Consider the following 14,566-nt stretch of genomic DNA (forward strand, 5'->3'; position numbering starts at 1 on the left):
TGTACCTTGAGGCGATCAGCTTTCCTTGTCGCTGCCCGACTCTTCGGGTTTTGTGTCGCCCTTCTTCGCAGGAGGTGCCTTCTTGGCTGCAGGCTTCTTGCGCACTGGTGCTTTCCGTTTTGGCTTGGTCTTTGGGGGCGCTGGGGTGAGTTCGAAGGAGGGCTTGCCATCCTTCATCGTCACCGACACCTCACCGCCATCTGCAAGCTTGCCGAACAGCAGCTCTTCAGCGAGCGGCTGCTTGATCTTGTCCTGGATCAGGCGGCCCATCGGGCGGGCACCGAACAGGCGGTCGTAGCCCTTGTCCGCCAGCCATGCACGCGCATCGCTGTCGAACTGGATATGGACGTTCTGCTCGGCCAGTTGGAGTTCAAGCTCAAGGATGAATTTGTCGACTACGCGCGCCACCGTGCTCTTGCCGAGATAGGCGAAGGGCACAATCGCATCCAAACGGTTGCGGAATTCCGGCGTGAACATTTTGTTCACCGCCTCGGTCCCGGCGTCTTCCTTCGACACGTCGCCAAAGCCGATACCGCTCTTTGCCATATCCGCTGCGCCCGCATTGGTCGTCATGATGAGGACCACGTTGCGGAAGTCGACGGTCTTGCCGTGATGGTCGGTCAGGCGACCATTATCCATCACCTGCAAGAGGATGTTGAAGAGGTCGGGGTGCGCCTTCTCGATCTCGTCAAGCAGCAGCACGCAATGCGGGTTCTGATCGACCGCATCAGTGAGCAGACCGCCCTGATCATAGCCGACATAGCCCGGAGGCGCACCGATCAGTCTGCTGACCGAGTGACGTTCCATATATTCGGACATGTCGAAGCGCTTCAGCTCGATCCCCATAATGCCGGAGAGCTGGCGGGCGACCTCTGTCTTGCCGACGCCGGTCGGGCCGGAAAACAGGAATGAGCCGATGGGCTTGTCCGGATCGCGCAGGCCTGCTCGGCTCAACTTCATAGCGGTGGCAAGGCGGGTAATCGCCTCATCCTGCCCGAAGACAACATGCTTCAGATCACGGTCGAGGTTTTCGAGCGCTTTCTTATCGTCCTTGCTAACCGATTTCGGCGGGATGCGCGCCATTGTCGCGATCACTGCCTCAATCTCGCGCGCAGTGATCTTCTTCTTGCGGCGGCTGGGCGGGACGAGCATCTGCATAGCACCCACTTCGTCGATCACGTCGATGGCTTTGTCGGGCAGCTTGCGATCATTGATGTAGCGCGCCGACAGTTCAACCGCAGTTTTGAGTGCGTCGGGCGTGTATTTCACACTGTGATGTTCTTCAAAGGCACTACGCAGACCTTTTAGGATCTTGATCGTATCCTCAATAGTGGGCTCGTTCACATCGATCTTCTGGAACCGGCGGAGCAGGGCGCGGTCCTTTTCGAAGTGGTTGCGGAACTCTTTGTAAGTGGTCGATCCGATGCAGCGGATCGAACCGTTGGATAGCGCAGGCTTTAGCAGGTTGGACGCATCCATCGCCCCGCCGCTGGTTGCGCCAGCGCCGATGACGGTGTGGATTTCGTCAATGAAGAGCACCGCATGCGGCATTCCTTCAAGCTCGGAGACGACCTGTTTGAGGCGCTCCTCAAAGTCTCCGCGATAGCGCGTGCCGGCAAGCAGCGCGCCCATATCGAGCGAATAGATCACCGCTTCGGACAGCACTTCGGGAACGTCGCCTTCGACGATCTTGCGCGCGAGCCCTTCCGCAATCGCAGTTTTCCCGACGCCGGGATCGCCGACATAGAGCGGGTTGTTCTTCGACCGGCGGCACAGGATCTGGACCGTCCGATCAACCTCAGGACCGCGCCCGATCAGCGGGTCGATCCGACCATCTTCGGCCTTCTTGTTGAGGTTGACGGTAAACTGGTCGAGTGCGGTTTCCTTCTTGGACCCGCCTTCTTTCGTGGTCTCCCCGCCCTCAGCAGCCGCTTCCTCATTACCTGAGGGCGCTTTTGATTCGAGTTGACGACCACCCTTGCCAATGCCGTGGCTGATATAGCTCACGGCATCCAGGCGGCTCATATCCTGTTGCTGGAGGAAATAGACCGCATAGGAATCGCGCTCAGAGAACAAAGCCACGAGAACATTCGCGCCCGTCACCGTGTCCTTGCCCGAGGACTGAACGTGTAAGATTGCGCGCTGGATCACTCGTTGGAAGCCAGCAGTCGGCTGCGGATCAGCGTCTTCTTCGGTCTTAAGTGATTGATATTCTTGATCAAGATACTGCTTCACCACTTCGCCAAGCTCTGCCAGATCCACACCACAGGCCGCCATTACCTGCGCGCCGTCTTCGTCGTCGATCAGCGCGAGGAGCAAATGCTCCAAAGTCGCATATTCGTGACGACGCTCCGACGCATGGGCGAGGGCGTTGTGCAGGGTCCGTTCGAGATTTTGGGCGAAACTGGGCATGTAGGCGTGTCTCTAGTTGAGGGCGAAAGGGGCTTCGGAAAAGGAAGCGGTGGGGGAAGTCGTAGCACTATATGGGAGGCGCATTGGCGATTGCGACTCCGAATTGGGCAGGATTATCTTCGTAAGCCTTATGGAAGTTACGCAGCGCCTCACGATTTGGAACCGCCAAACAAAGCATCGGCTGCGGCACGGTGGCTGGCAGCTTTGTTTTTGTGCGCTTTTACGCGTGTGATTTCAGTCTCTAAAAGGGCGATGCGTTCTTCCAACTCGTCTTGCGAATAAGGTGCCAGATCTTCGCTTGCGAGCCTGGTCGCAGCGTCTCCTTTCACGAGTGGGCGGTCATCGTCTTCCATCGGGCCTTCTTCCAATATGGGGTAGCATCCCGTTCAACCCGCTTGCTGTCAATGAGCAGGCTGGGTATTTGCAGATTAGCAGCTGTGCATAGTTGCAGAATCACATCGGGGCGGCCGGGGGCACTTACAATGGTTGAGGCGATAGCGCCTGTCATTCCTCAAACGATGCGAGCGATCAGCTTCGACGCGCCTGGTGGGCCGGAGGTCTTGAGTGCGGGCTCGTTCGCTGTGCCTAAGCCCGGGCCAGGCGATGTGCTCATCAAGGTCGCCTATGCCGGGGTCAATCGCCCGGACTGTGCGCAGCGTGCAGGGCTCTATCCGCCGCCACCAGGTGCATCGCCGTTGCTCGGGCTGGAAGTGGCTGGCGAAGTCGTGGCAGTCGGCAGCGAGGTCCCAGCTGAGATGCTGGGCGCGCGGGTCGCGGCGCTGACACCGGGCGGAGGCTATGCCGAGTTTTGTACCGCGCCCTGGCAGCATTGCCTGTCTGTCCCTGACAGCATGGACCTCAAATCCGCTGCGGCTCTACCAGAGACGCTCTTCACCGTATGGCACAATGTCTTCCAACGCGGGATGATCCGCGATGGCGAGCGGTTGTTGGTCCATGGAGGGACGAGCGGGATCGGCACGATGGCAATCATGCTCGCCAAAGCCTTCGATATCGAAGTGATCGTGACTTGCGGCGACCAAGCGAAGTGCGAAGCGGCACGGAAGCTCGGTGCGGATCTCGCCATCAATTACCGAGAGGCGGATTTTGTCGAGGCTGTAAAGACTCACACCGATGGGGCGGGAGTCAACGTCGTGCTCGATATGGTCGCCGGCGACTATGTGCCGCGCAACTTGCAATGCCTCGCCGAAGATGGTCGCCATGTGACTATTGCCGTTTTGGGCGGAGCGAAGGCGCAGCTTTTCATGCCGCTGATCATGATGAAGCGCCTGACCATGACCGGCTCAACCCTGCGCCCGCGTTCAGACGCGTTTAAAGCCGCGCTGGCGGATGAAATCGCGGAGAATGCCTGGCCGCTCTTTACGCAAGGGGAACTTGCTCCGGTTATGGACCAGACTTTCCCGCTAGCCGAGGCCGCCGCCGCTCATGCGCGCATGGAAGCGGGTGAGCATATCGGCAAGATCGTGCTGGAGGTTGCCGGGGACTAGGCTTGCGAAGTGGCTGAAATGCCCACTCCGTGCTGAATCCCTTGCCGAATGCCCCCCTTTCGCCTATTTGCTACCTCGCAACGGCCGCTCCGAAAGGGGCGGCCCTTCTATTTTGAACGCCTTTTCCCTTTGGAGATTCCCTCATGGCTACCAAGGACCAGCCCAAGCCGCTGATGCCGCATGCCACTGCCACCTGGCTGGTCGATCACACCGGCCTGTCCTTTGAACAGATTGCCGAGTTTTGCGGTCTGCATATCCTCGAAGTGCAGGCGATGGCCGACGATCTGGCGGGTAGCAAGTATACCGGCCGCGACCCGGTCCACGCTGGTGAGCTGACGCTGGAAGAGATCGCTCTGGGCGAAAAAGACGAAGAATACGCGCTCAAAATGCACAAGGCACCGGTCGAAGTGACCCGCACCAAGGGCCCGCGCTACACGCCGGTTTCGAAACGTCAGGACAAGCCCGACGGCATCGCCTGGGTTCTGCGCAACCATCCTGAGGTTTCGGACGCGCAGATCTCCAAGTTGATCGGAACGACACGCAACACGATCGGTGCGATCAAGGAGCGGACGCACTGGAACATCCAGAATATCCAACCCAAGGATCCTGTGACACTCGGCCTTTGCTCGCAGCGTGAGCTCGACGCGGTGGTGGCCAAAGCAGCCAAGCGCGCAGGGATCACCGAAGAGGCCGCGCCCGCTGAAGTCACCGATGGCCGCTCCGATAAGGAACGTCTGATCGACGAGCTGCGCGCTGAGCGTGAAGCTAATGCCAAGGCGGCTGCCGAAGCCGCGCAGGAAGCCGAGGCCGAAGCCTGGCTGGCTCAGAAGCGCGAAGCTGAAGCGGCTGGCGAAGTGATCGAAGAACCGACCTTCGGAGCCCCTGCTGAGGAGCCAACGCCAGAAGCTGTCGAAGAGCCGACAGCACCTGACGGCGATGAAGCGGCCGAGGAAAAGCCAGCCGAGTAAGTCGTTCGGTCAACCATATAGTCGAGAAGGGCGCCCTTTGCGGGCGCCCTTTTTAGTTTCTGGGTCAGATGCCTCGATAGGCTGCGGCCAAAAACCGTCGAAGCGGCCCCCGTTTCGCTTGTGCCTGAGAGCGCTTTCGCTATGCTTATTGACATGAGTGTAAATACGGTCGCCTCGCCATCCAGTCAGCCAGACTATCATCACCCCACGCCGTGGAACACGACGTTTGAGGCGATGAGTTTGCCAGCCATGTTTGCGCGAACCGTCGAAGACAATCCATCTGCGCCGTTTCTGCACTTCCTCGGGCGGACGTATTCTTATGGCGTGATGCATCGCGAGGCACTTCGGTTTGCGGCCGGTCTGCAGGCTCTCGGCATCAAGCCCGGCGACCGTGTTGGCCTGTTTCTTCCGAATGTGCCGATCTACGCCTCCGCCTATTACGGAGCGATGATGGCGGGCGCTGTGGTGGTGAACTTCTCGCCGCTTTACTCTGTCGAGGAACTGGCCTGGCAGGTCGGCGACAGTGGGACGCGGTTGCTGGTCACGCTCGACGTGCCTGAGCTATACGATACAGCGTCGAAGGTTCTCGCTTCCTCCGAGTTGGAAACCTTGGTGGTCGGCTCGCTCGCAGAGATGCTGCCTTGGTACAAGGGCCTTGCTCTGAAGCTCTTGAAGCGTAGCCAGATTGCCGATGTCTCATGGAGCCCGCATACTCTTGCGTGGAGCGATATTCTGCGAGAGCCTTCGGGCAATCTTCCCGGTGTGACCGCCGATGACCTCGCGCTCCTTCAATATACCGGTGGGACAACCGGACGACCTAAAGGCGCGATGCTCGGCCACAGCCAGCTGACGCAGAACGCGCAGCAAGTCGCGGCGATCAATTCCTTCGGCAATCCGCGCGGCGAAGTGTTCATGGGTGCGCTGCCTTTCTTCCACGTCTTTGCCAACACTGCGCTGCTGAACCACGCTGTCGCTTCGGGCGGAGCGATTGCGATGGTGCCGCGCTTTGATGCAGGGCAGGTGTTGAAGACGATTGAGAAACACAAGGCTACCGGCTTTCCCGGCGTGCCGACTATGTTTCAGGCGCTGCTCGATCATCCTGATCTCGCCAAGACCGATCTCTCCAGCCTTAAAGTCTGCATCTCTGGGGGTGCGCCTATGCCGGCCCCTGTCCATGCCAAGTTTGAGGAGGTCACCGGCGTCCGGCTGGTCGAGGGCTATGGCCTCACCGAGAGTTCAGGCGTGGTCTCGGTCAATCCTTACCAAGGCACCCGCAAACGCGGCACAATCGGCCAATTGGTGGCGGGGACGGAGATTGTTCTCCTCGACAAAGAGGACCCGACAAGCCTTGCGCCCGAGGGCGAACCGGGAGAGCTCGCGATCCATGGGCCGCAGATCATGCGCGGCTATTGGCAGCGGCCGGAAACCGATGCGGAGGTCTTTGCCGAGCGCGATGGCAAGCGTTACCTGCGCACCGGTGACGTCGCGCAGATGGATGAACACGGCTTTCTCTCCATCGTTGACCGGATCAAGGACATGATCAGCGTTGGCGGGTTCAAGGTCTTCCCTAGCGTGGTCGAGGACGTGGTGCTCCAGCACGAGGCTGTCAAAGAGGTGCTCGTGATCGGTGTGCCTGACGATTATCGCGGCGAAGTGCCACGTGCTTATGTGGTCCTGGAAGAGGGCGCTGATGCCGATGGCGAGAGCATCGCTCATTGGATAAACGAACGGATCGGCAAGCATGAACGGGTCGACCAAGTCGTCATCCGCGAGAGCTTGCCCAAGACGATAATCGGCAAACTCGACCGCAAGGCCCTGCGCGCCGAAGTCCTCTGAAGCTGCTTAGAGAGTTTGCGAAGATTAAAAGCGCCACGAACCGTGCGGGTCGCGGCGCTTTCTGTTTCTCAGCGAAACGTGTTGCCTACTTGGCGATCTCAAGCTTGGCTTGTGCATCATCTGCCGGCACACGCTTCACCGCTTCAGGAGCGGGTGCTTTTGCAGCGACAGGCTTAGCCGAGTTCGGAGCAAAGCGGCCATCCACTTGAGCACCCTGCTCAATCGTCAACGCGTCATAGTGCACGTCGCCCTGTATCTTGGCGCATTTGAGGATCACCAACTCTTTCGCAGTGATCGACCCTTTGACGCTGCCAGAAAGGCGAGCAGTATCTGCGACCACAGAGCCAGAAATCTCACTCGATTCGCCTTGGACGAGTGAGGCGCATTTGATGTCGCCATCGACCTTGCCGTCGATATGCAGGTCAACAGTGGCGCTGATGTCGCCGGTGATAGCGACGTCTGAACCGATGACCGAGAAGGTTGAGTTGCCGTTTGCCATGGATTTTCCTCGGGGTTTGGGGCTGGGGACCGTTGGCGGGGAAGCCTCAGGAGCCGCGGACTTCTTTGAGAACATCGGGGGCTGTCTCCAAAAAGGGCCGCGGGTTTACCGGACGACCGTTTATGCGCACTTCAAAGTGCAGGTGGGGGCCGGTTGAACGACCGGAATTGCCGAGCCCGGCGATGGTCTGGCCGGCTTCAACTTCGTCACCGACGACAACGTCAAAGCTGTGCAGGTGGGCGTAGCGCGTCATCACGCCATTGCCGTGCTCAACATCAATGGTGCGACCATAACCAGACTTCCACCCTACGGCCACAACTTTACCTGCAGCAGCGGAGTAGATCGGCGAGCCAATCGGGCCACCATAGTCAATACCGTTATGCATCGCGCTGCGCCCAGTGAACGGATCGCGGCGGAAACCATAGGGCGAAGTGACACGGCCGGTTGGGGTAGGCACAACTTGCGGCACCCCATCGAGCGCGGCTTCGAGTTGAGTCATCCGGGCAAGGCTCAGGCCCAGACGTTCAAATCGCGGATCAAGCGAACCGTCAGCAGAAGTTGCAAGCAATTGCAGCGGACCACCCATCGCAGCACTCTGCGCATCACGGGTTACACTACGCGGATCGAGGTTCAATGTCCGCAAAGCTTCTTCGGCCCGCCGAGCCCGCCAGTCAGCGTAGCGCGTCATGTTCTCGACATAGGCGAGCTGGCGCGCTTCGACCTCAGCCAGGCCGCGTGCCTGGGGGAACATCATACCGACCTGCTCCACCGTCTTGGCAGTTTCCTCCGAGCTGTCGGTCACATTGGTATCAACCGTCTGGATATCGGCAGGGAGCATTTCGGACATGGCATCGAGCACGTCCTGACGGGTCTGAAGATCCTCGACCACACGTTCAAGATCGCCGCCATAGGCCTGCAAGCGCTCTTCACTGTCAGCGATGCGGGCTTTTTCGTCCTGGAAGGATGCGAGACTCGCTTCGGCGGTGTATTTGTTCCACGCCATCACGCCCATCGATCCGGCCCAGCCGGTAGCCAGAAGGACCACAGCCAATGCTGCGCCTTTCTGCATCGCGGACGAGATCTTGATGAAACGCACCTGACCCTGAGAGCGCATGAAGAACTCGCGATCGGGAAACCAATCGCGCAACCTCTCACTCCATGAGCGTGTGCTCTTACTGTCTGACAAAACGGCCCCAAGGGTTTGTGTTTTAATTTGCAACGCTAGGTAGCGGGCAAGTCTAAAGGAATCGAATCCAGACCTACGTGTACCGGTTGAACGGAAAGCTTAGTGCGGTGAAGCGTTCAGCTGAGGGCAATCTTGGGGATGTCCCAGCTTGTGTCGGATGCATACAATTTAACCGATTGGTAAGACGGTGACCGATTCGAGCGTACTTTCCCGTAGGTGGCACCCCATATGATTCGCTGTTTGAAGCTCACTTGGCCGCCCATGCCGCCGCTGCTAAAGCGGCCGCAATGACGTCAACAAGCCCCGCCACGAAAGCAACAGAAACGCCTGAGCAATTGGTTGCCGATCTCGCCAAAGCGGCGCGGATGGCGCAACGCACGCTGGCTCGGATGACGAGCGGGGCGCGGGCTGAGGCGCTGAAATTGGCGGCAAACCGAGATCCGCGTAGATGCTGGAGTTATCCTTACTGAGAACGCGAAAGACCTTGAGGCAGGCCGCGCCCGGGGCCTGACGGCAGCCATGCTCGACCGCCTCTCGCTTGACAAGGCGCGGCTGGATTCGGTGGCTAGTGCGGTGGAGGCTGTGGCCAATCTCCGCGATCCCGTAGGTGAGATCATTGATCAATCAGAGCGGCCCAACGGCCTCAGAATGTCGCGCATTCGCGTCCCGATTGGGATCATTGGGATCATCTACGAAAGCCGCCCAAACGTGACCGCCGATGCCGCAGCTCTATGCGTCCGATCCGGCAATGCGGCACTCCTACGCGGTGGAAGTGAGGCGGTGCATTCAAACCGCGCAATCCACGCTAGTCTGGCCAGAGGCCTGGTCGAAGGCGGTGTGCCCGCTGAGGTGGTGCAGCTGGTGCCCACCCAGGACCGAGCGGCAGTCGGAGCGATGTTGCGAGCTGCCGGCTTGATCGACATGATCGTTCCGCGCGGCGGAAAGAGCCTGGTTGAGCGCGTGCAAAACGATGCCCGCGTCCCTGTACTCGCGCATCTCGACGGCATTTGCCACACCTACATCCATGCCGCCGCTGAACCAGAGATGGCGCAGACCATTGCTCTCAACGCCAAGCTACGCCGCACAGGCATTTGCGGGGCGATGGAAACACTGCTGATCGACCGCGATTTTGACGGCGCAGGCGCTTTGGTTGCTGCTCTGATTGACGAAGGGTGCGAGCTGCGTGGGGATGCCCGTGTTCAGGCGCTCGATTCGAGGGTTATTCCGGCCAGTGCCAATGACTGGGACACCGAATATCTCGACGCGATCCTTTCTGTTGCCCAAGTTGACGGCATGGACGAGGCGCTCGCCCATATTGCGCGCCATTCTTCTGCTCACACGGATGTAATCGTCACCGCGGATGACGCCGCCGCCGAGCGCTTCTTCGCTGAGGTCGACAGCGCGATTGTGATGCACAACGCCTCCTCGCAGTTTGCCGATGGCGGTGAGTTTGGCCTTGGGGCGGAAATCGGCATCGCCACAGGCCGCCTTCATGCACGTGGCCCCGTCGCTTTGGAGGGCCTGACGACATACAAATGGCTCGTTCGTGGCAATGGTCAGGCGCGGCCTTGAGGCTCGGATAGCGACCATGCTCACTGGCCTTCTAGGCGGCAGCTTTAATCCCGCCCATGGCGGGCATCGCCGGATCACGCGCTTTACGATGGCGGCGCTGGGATTGGAAGAGGCCTGGTGGCTAGTGTCTCCCGGCAATCCGTTGAAAACACGCAAAGGCATGGCACCGCTGCCCGCCCGGCTCAAGTCGGCTGAGGTGCAGGCGAGGCGCTCTCCAATCATCCCGACAGCGATCGAGCAGCACCTGGGCACACGCTACACGCTCGACACGCTAAGAGCGCTCAAACGCCGTTATCCCAAGCGCGATTTTGTCTGGCTGATGGGGTCCGACAATCTTGCTGAGTTCCACCGTTGGAAACGTTGGCGCGATATTGCGCGCACTATGCCGATTGCAGTCATCGCCAGGCCCGGCTATAACCAAGCTGCTATGGCGAGCCCCGCCATGGCCTGGTTCAGACGCTATACGGTGTCTGCCGCCAGTTTTCGTAAACGGGGGCACACACGTTTGGGGAGCGCACCGGCACTGGTGTTTTTGCGTTTCGATCCGGACCCACGCTCGGCCACGGCCATCCGCCGTACCAATGTTGATTGGGCCTTAGACTATCGCGGCGCTTGTCCACGAGACCGGCTCACTTTTCGCATAATCTCGGGATCGGACGAATAATGCGCAGGTCGCCTCGCGATCTTGCACTATACTTCCTTCCTATGTTCGCGACAGTATCCAGCACACTCCCCATGCATCCCACAAATCGGAGAAACCCATTTGCCTACACCACAGGCACATACATCGAACGCGTCGGAAAAGGGCGCGGCGCTCAACGCGGTGACATCTATGTCCGATGATCACGAACTGCACGATCTGGTCATGCGCCAGCTCGACGATGATCAGGCGCAAGAGATCGTCTCAATCCCGCTCGAAGGGAAGAGCTCGGTGGCCGATCACATGGTGATCGCCAGCGGCCGCTCGAACTCGGCAAGTGGCAGCGATGGCGCAAAAACTGGCTGAGAAGGTCAAGCAGGCCGGTTTTGGCCCTGCGCGGATCGAAGGCCTGCCAGCCGCGGACTGGGTGCTGATCGATGCCGGCGACGTCGTTGTCCACCTGTTCCGCCCCGAAGTGCGCAGCTTCTATAACCTTGAACGCATGTGGTCGTTTGAGGGTGGCGAGGCCGCGGCGGGTAGAGCGTAAGAGTCTTTGTTTTCGCACGCCATCCGGCGTGCGATATCCTCGCTCAGCGGCCTGAAGGCCGCATCGCTGCGGGCGGCCGGTCGGCCTTGCGGTCCGCAAAGCGGACCGTTTGGTGCTAGGCCTTAGGACGAATCTCATCCTTCTCCACGTCATCGCCCGCGGAAAGATCGCTCGCTCTCCGGAGGCGGAGCTGGTTGCGCGCTATGAGAAGCGCCTCACTTGGCCGGTCAAACTGACCGAATTGCCAGAGACCGGGGGCAGGATTCCCGATCCGCAAACTCCTCACAAAACGGTCCTGTTGGATGAACGTGGCAAGGCGCTGTCCTCTGAGACCCTCGCTGAAACGCTTGAGAAATGGCGCGACACCGGCACGCGCGAAACGCGCTTTGTGCTCGGCGCCGCTGATGGACATTCAAACGCTGAGCGGGACGAGGCGGACCTGCTGCTGGCATTCGGCCCGGCGACTTGGCCGCACTTGCTCGCCCGCGCGATGTTGATGGAGCAGCTCTACCGCGCCACCTCCATCCTTGCAGGCCATCCCTATCATCGGGCAGGGTAGAGCTTGCGATGCGTGGTCTTGTCTTTTCCTTTCTGAGCCTTTGCGGTTTTTGCGCCGCGTTGATCCTCGGCGTTCCCGACGGACAGGCGCAGCGCGACCCGCTTTTGCTAGAGCCTGAGGAAGCCCAAGCCGAACTGACTCGCGCCACCCGCGAAGGCCAGCGTGCCGAAGCGCGCGCTGCACAGCTGATCCGCGATGCTGAGAGCGCGATTGAGGCCGCGGACAAGACCGCCCGCGAAGCCGCTGCACTCGCTGCCCAGATACAAGCGCGCGAAGCTGACATCGCCGCCGCACGCGCGCGCTATTCGCTCGCGACCGCCGATCGGAAGGCGCTATCCGCACGTCTCGCCGAACGCCGAGAACCGCTCGTACGTTTAACCGCCGCATTGCAGACCAGCTCACGCCGCCCGTTGGCCTTGTCAGCACTTCAGCCCGGATCGCTAAAGGACCTTGTCTACGTTCGCGCCGTCCTCGCCTCTGCTGTGCCGGAGATACGCACTCGCACCGCTGCTTTGCGTGGGGAGCTAGAGGAGGGAGTGAGGCTTGAACGCCGCGCCGCAAATGCGCTCGACGCTTTGCGTGACAGTGAGGATGCCCTTCAGGCTAAGCGTATTGAACTCACCAACCTCGAAGCACAGCAACGCCTTGCTTCAAACACCGCCCGCAGCAACGCCGCGCGTGAGCGTGAGCGCGCACTGGCTCTGGCTGAGGAAGCGCGCGATTTGGATGGCTTGGTCGAGACTTTGGGAGAAGCGGCTGAGCTGCGCCGTGAACTTGCCGCTTTGTCTGGCCCCATCCGGCGCCCTGCCAATATCGCGGCCAGTCCTGGTGGCACAGAGCAAAGCGGAGACCCCCAACCAACACCCTCGCCCAGCGACCGCTCCGGTTCGCGAATTGGTAGCTTCCAACTCCCGGTCCAAGGTCGTACCATTGCCGGCTTCGGAGAGCTGCGCGAGAGCGGCCTGCGGTCCAAAGGTCTCGCTCTTTCCCCGGCTCCGGGCGCTCAAGTCGTTGCGCCAAGCGCAGGGCGGATCGCCTTTGCCGGACCCTATCGCGGCTTTGGGCGAATCATCATTATCGAGCATCCCGGCGGCTGGACTAGCCTCGTCACCGGCCTTGCAAGAACCGATGCCGAGGTCGGGGATGAGGTTATTGGCGGCGCTCCCTTGGGTGTTGCTGGCAATGATGGCGAGGCTCTGACCATCGAATTGCGCAAAGATGGTGAACCAGTTAACCCTCTGAATTACCTTGGATAAGAGGCTGTCCGCTTTTCAGTCCTTGCATCCGGTTGCGCGTCACATACGTGACTTAGCTGTGCCATGGTGGGATCGCAGACGTCGCTTGTCGAAGTTATCTGGCGTTCAGGCACAGCGTCCTATACCGATATGAGCCAAAGGAGCCGCTCACCCATATGAAAATTGCACCACTGCTTCGTAGCGCCGCGCTTGTTACCGCCGTTGCGCTGATTCCCGCCACCACCGCCACTATGGCGCAAGTGGATGGCCGCGCCGGACCAGAGCTCGCCAAGATCTTTGCCATCATGCAGCGCGTGCAGGCCAACTATGTTGAGCCAGTGGAAGACGAAGTCCTTGTGCGGGGCGCGATTGACGGGATGCTTTCTGCGCTCGATCCGCACAGTGCCTATCTCGATGGAAGCGATCTGGAGCGGCTGACGACCCTGATCGACGGCAACTATTCCGGCCTTGGCCTGTCGGTCATCATGGAAGAGGGCGCAGTCAAGGTTATCTCGCCGTTCAAAGGCAGCCCGGCTGATCAGGTGGGTATCAAAGCGGGCGACTACATCACCCACCTCGATGGAGAACTGATTGTAGGCGGCACGCTGGACGAAGCCGTTGCTCGCATGCGCGGCAAAGAAGGCACCTCGATCCAACTGACGATTTTCCGCCCTGGCCGCGATGAGCCTTTGGAGCTCGACGTTACTCGCGGAGTGATCGAGCTGGAGCCAGTCACCTATGAACTGCAGGAAGGCAATGTTGGCCTCATCTCGGTCAATGAATTCTCTGCTGACGTGGGCCGTGATGTCTATGACGCGTGGAAAGCGCTTGAGCTGGAGGCTGCTGGGCGGATGTCCGGCCTGGTTCTTGACCTGCGTTCCAATCCAGGCGGCAGCTTGGATGAAGCGGTTGCTCTGACCGATCTGTTCATAGATGACGGCCAGATCGTCTCCCAACGTGGGCGTTCGTGGGGTGAGACGTTCCAGTTCGAAGCTGATGACATGAATTATTACATGCGCCGCCGGATGAGCCGTGACGATGCACAGATATTCATGGGTGAGATCGCGAAAGACGTGCCGATGATCGTGCTGATTGATGCAGGTTCTGCCTCAGCGTCAGAGATTGTCGCGGGCGCCTTGCAAGACCATGGCCGCGCTTTGATCATGGGTCAGCGCAGCTTCGGCAAAGGGTCGGTCCAGTCGTTGCTGCCGCTCGGACCGGACTCCGCTCTTAAACTGACCACTGCACGCTATTACACGCCGCTTGGCAATTCGGTGCAGGAGGGCGGAATTTCGCCCGACATCCGCGTGCCGCAACTGTCCGATCCGGACTATGCTCTGCGCGAGAAGTATCAGACGCGCGAATCCGATCTGCGCGGCCATCTCGTCAATGATCTCGGCATTGATAATGATGAGGTCGAAGAGGATCGCATCGATGATCCCCGCTTCCAGCTTACCACCGAGCAATTGGAGGAGCAGGGCGTCGATGACTTCCAGCTGCACTATGCGTTTGAAACTCTGCGTCGCACAACGGCGAGTACGGTTGCTCTGAGCCGGACGGGTTCAGGTCGCAGCGGAGCCAATCGTCCCTAGGAAAGCTGTCGAAGC

Annotated in this window: 11 protein-coding genes and 2 pseudogenes; 9 read left to right on the forward strand and 4 right to left on the reverse strand. The window is 59.9% G+C overall.

Features of this window, described 5'->3' with window-relative positions:
- Positions 1-15 precede the first annotated feature (15 nt).
- The gene (gene clpA, locus AC0V6X_RS13675; protein WP_486185098.1) at positions 16-2,412 is read right to left on the reverse strand and encodes an ATP-dependent Clp protease ATP-binding subunit ClpA; all 2,397 of its coding nucleotides are present in this window, start codon (positions 2,410-2,412) and stop codon (positions 16-18) included.
- A gap of 149 nt (positions 2,413-2,561) precedes the next feature.
- The gene (locus tag AC0V6X_RS13680; protein WP_486185099.1) at positions 2,562-2,765 is read right to left on the reverse strand and encodes a DUF1192 family protein; all 204 of its coding nucleotides are present in this window, start codon (positions 2,763-2,765) and stop codon (positions 2,562-2,564) included.
- Between the two features lie 129 nt (positions 2,766-2,894).
- Between AC0V6X_RS13680 and AC0V6X_RS13685 the strand changes: the two genes are divergently transcribed.
- The 3 genes from AC0V6X_RS13685 to AC0V6X_RS13695 all read left to right on the forward strand — a co-directional run bounded on the left by AC0V6X_RS13685 (position 2,895) and on the right by AC0V6X_RS13695 (position 6,721).
- A complete protein-coding gene (locus AC0V6X_RS13685; RefSeq protein ID WP_486185100.1) occupies positions 2,895-3,917 on the forward strand; it encodes an NAD(P)H-quinone oxidoreductase in 1,023 nt (340 codons plus the stop codon).
- Positions 3,918-4,060: 143 nt separating this feature from the next.
- Positions 4,061-4,885, forward strand: a complete 825-nt coding sequence (locus tag AC0V6X_RS13690; protein WP_486185101.1) for a cell cycle transcriptional regulator TrcR — start codon at positions 4,061-4,063, stop codon at positions 4,883-4,885.
- Positions 4,886-5,038: 153 nt separating this feature from the next.
- Positions 5,039-6,721 carry a long-chain-fatty-acid--CoA ligase gene (locus AC0V6X_RS13695; RefSeq protein WP_486185102.1) on the forward strand — a complete coding sequence of 561 codons (1,683 nt, stop codon included), beginning with the start codon at positions 5,039-5,041 and terminating at the stop codon, positions 6,719-6,721.
- Positions 6,722-6,806: 85 nt separating this feature from the next.
- On the opposite strand, the gene AC0V6X_RS13700 is transcribed toward AC0V6X_RS13695, so the two are convergent.
- A complete protein-coding gene (locus tag AC0V6X_RS13700; RefSeq protein ID WP_486185103.1) occupies positions 6,807-7,220 on the reverse strand; it encodes a bactofilin family protein in 414 nt (137 codons plus the stop codon).
- Between the two features lie 46 nt (positions 7,221-7,266).
- Positions 7,267-8,367 (reverse strand): M23 family metallopeptidase, encoded by a 1,101-nt coding sequence (locus AC0V6X_RS13705; RefSeq protein ID WP_486185104.1) that lies wholly within the window; start codon positions 8,365-8,367, stop codon positions 7,267-7,269.
- Positions 8,368-8,693: 326 nt separating this feature from the next.
- Between AC0V6X_RS13705 and AC0V6X_RS13710 the strand changes: the two are divergent.
- The 6 genes and pseudogenes from AC0V6X_RS13710 (at position 8,694) to AC0V6X_RS13735 (ending at position 14,551) form a co-directional block, all read left to right on the forward strand.
- Positions 8,694-9,978, forward strand: a pseudogene (locus AC0V6X_RS13710) (glutamate-5-semialdehyde dehydrogenase).
- Positions 9,979-9,994: 16 nt separating this feature from the next.
- Positions 9,995-10,642: a nicotinate-nucleotide adenylyltransferase gene (locus AC0V6X_RS13715; protein WP_486185105.1), complete on the forward strand. Its 648-nt coding sequence runs from the start codon at positions 9,995-9,997 to the stop codon at positions 10,640-10,642.
- Positions 10,643-10,810: 168 nt separating this feature from the next.
- Positions 10,811-11,165 (forward strand): annotated as a pseudogene (gene rsfS, locus AC0V6X_RS13720) (ribosome silencing factor).
- A gap of 136 nt (positions 11,166-11,301) precedes the next feature.
- On the forward strand, positions 11,302-11,724 hold the full coding sequence (locus AC0V6X_RS13725; RefSeq protein WP_486185589.1) for a 23S rRNA (pseudouridine(1915)-N(3))-methyltransferase RlmH: 423 nt from the start codon (positions 11,302-11,304) through the stop codon (positions 11,722-11,724).
- Between the two features lie 8 nt (positions 11,725-11,732).
- The gene (locus AC0V6X_RS13730) at positions 11,733-12,980 is read left to right on the forward strand and encodes a murein hydrolase activator EnvC family protein (protein ID WP_486185106.1); all 1,248 of its coding nucleotides are present in this window, start codon (positions 11,733-11,735) and stop codon (positions 12,978-12,980) included.
- Between the two features lie 155 nt (positions 12,981-13,135).
- Positions 13,136-14,551: a S41 family peptidase gene (locus AC0V6X_RS13735; RefSeq protein WP_486185107.1), complete on the forward strand. Its 1,416-nt coding sequence runs from the start codon at positions 13,136-13,138 to the stop codon at positions 14,549-14,551.
- Positions 14,552-14,566 lie beyond the last annotated feature (15 nt).

This window comes from Erythrobacter sp. S267 (assembly GCF_057365045.1).

Excerpts from the sequence above, each read along its gene's own strand:
- AC0V6X_RS13730 (WP_486185106.1), top strand. The coding sequence starts at position 11,733 with ATGCGTGGTCTTGTCTTTTCCTTTCTGAGCCTTTGCGGTTTTTGCGCC.
- AC0V6X_RS13680 (WP_486185099.1), bottom strand. The coding sequence starts at position 2,765 with ATGGAAGACGATGACCGCCCACTCGTGAAAGGAGACGCTGCGACCAGG.
- AC0V6X_RS13685 (WP_486185100.1), top strand. The coding sequence starts at position 2,895 with ATGGTTGAGGCGATAGCGCCTGTCATTCCTCAAACGATGCGAGCGATC.
- AC0V6X_RS13715 (WP_486185105.1), top strand. The coding sequence starts at position 9,995 with ATGCTCACTGGCCTTCTAGGCGGCAGCTTTAATCCCGCCCATGGCGGG.
- clpA (WP_486185098.1), bottom strand. The coding sequence starts at position 2,412 with ATGCCCAGTTTCGCCCAAAATCTCGAACGGACCCTGCACAACGCCCTC.
- AC0V6X_RS13735 (WP_486185107.1), top strand. The coding sequence starts at position 13,136 with ATGAAAATTGCACCACTGCTTCGTAGCGCCGCGCTTGTTACCGCCGTT.
- AC0V6X_RS13695 (WP_486185102.1), top strand. The coding sequence starts at position 5,039 with ATGAGTGTAAATACGGTCGCCTCGCCATCCAGTCAGCCAGACTATCAT.
- AC0V6X_RS13690 (WP_486185101.1), top strand. The coding sequence starts at position 4,061 with ATGGCTACCAAGGACCAGCCCAAGCCGCTGATGCCGCATGCCACTGCC.
- AC0V6X_RS13700 (WP_486185103.1), bottom strand. The coding sequence starts at position 7,220 with ATGGCAAACGGCAACTCAACCTTCTCGGTCATCGGTTCAGACGTCGCT.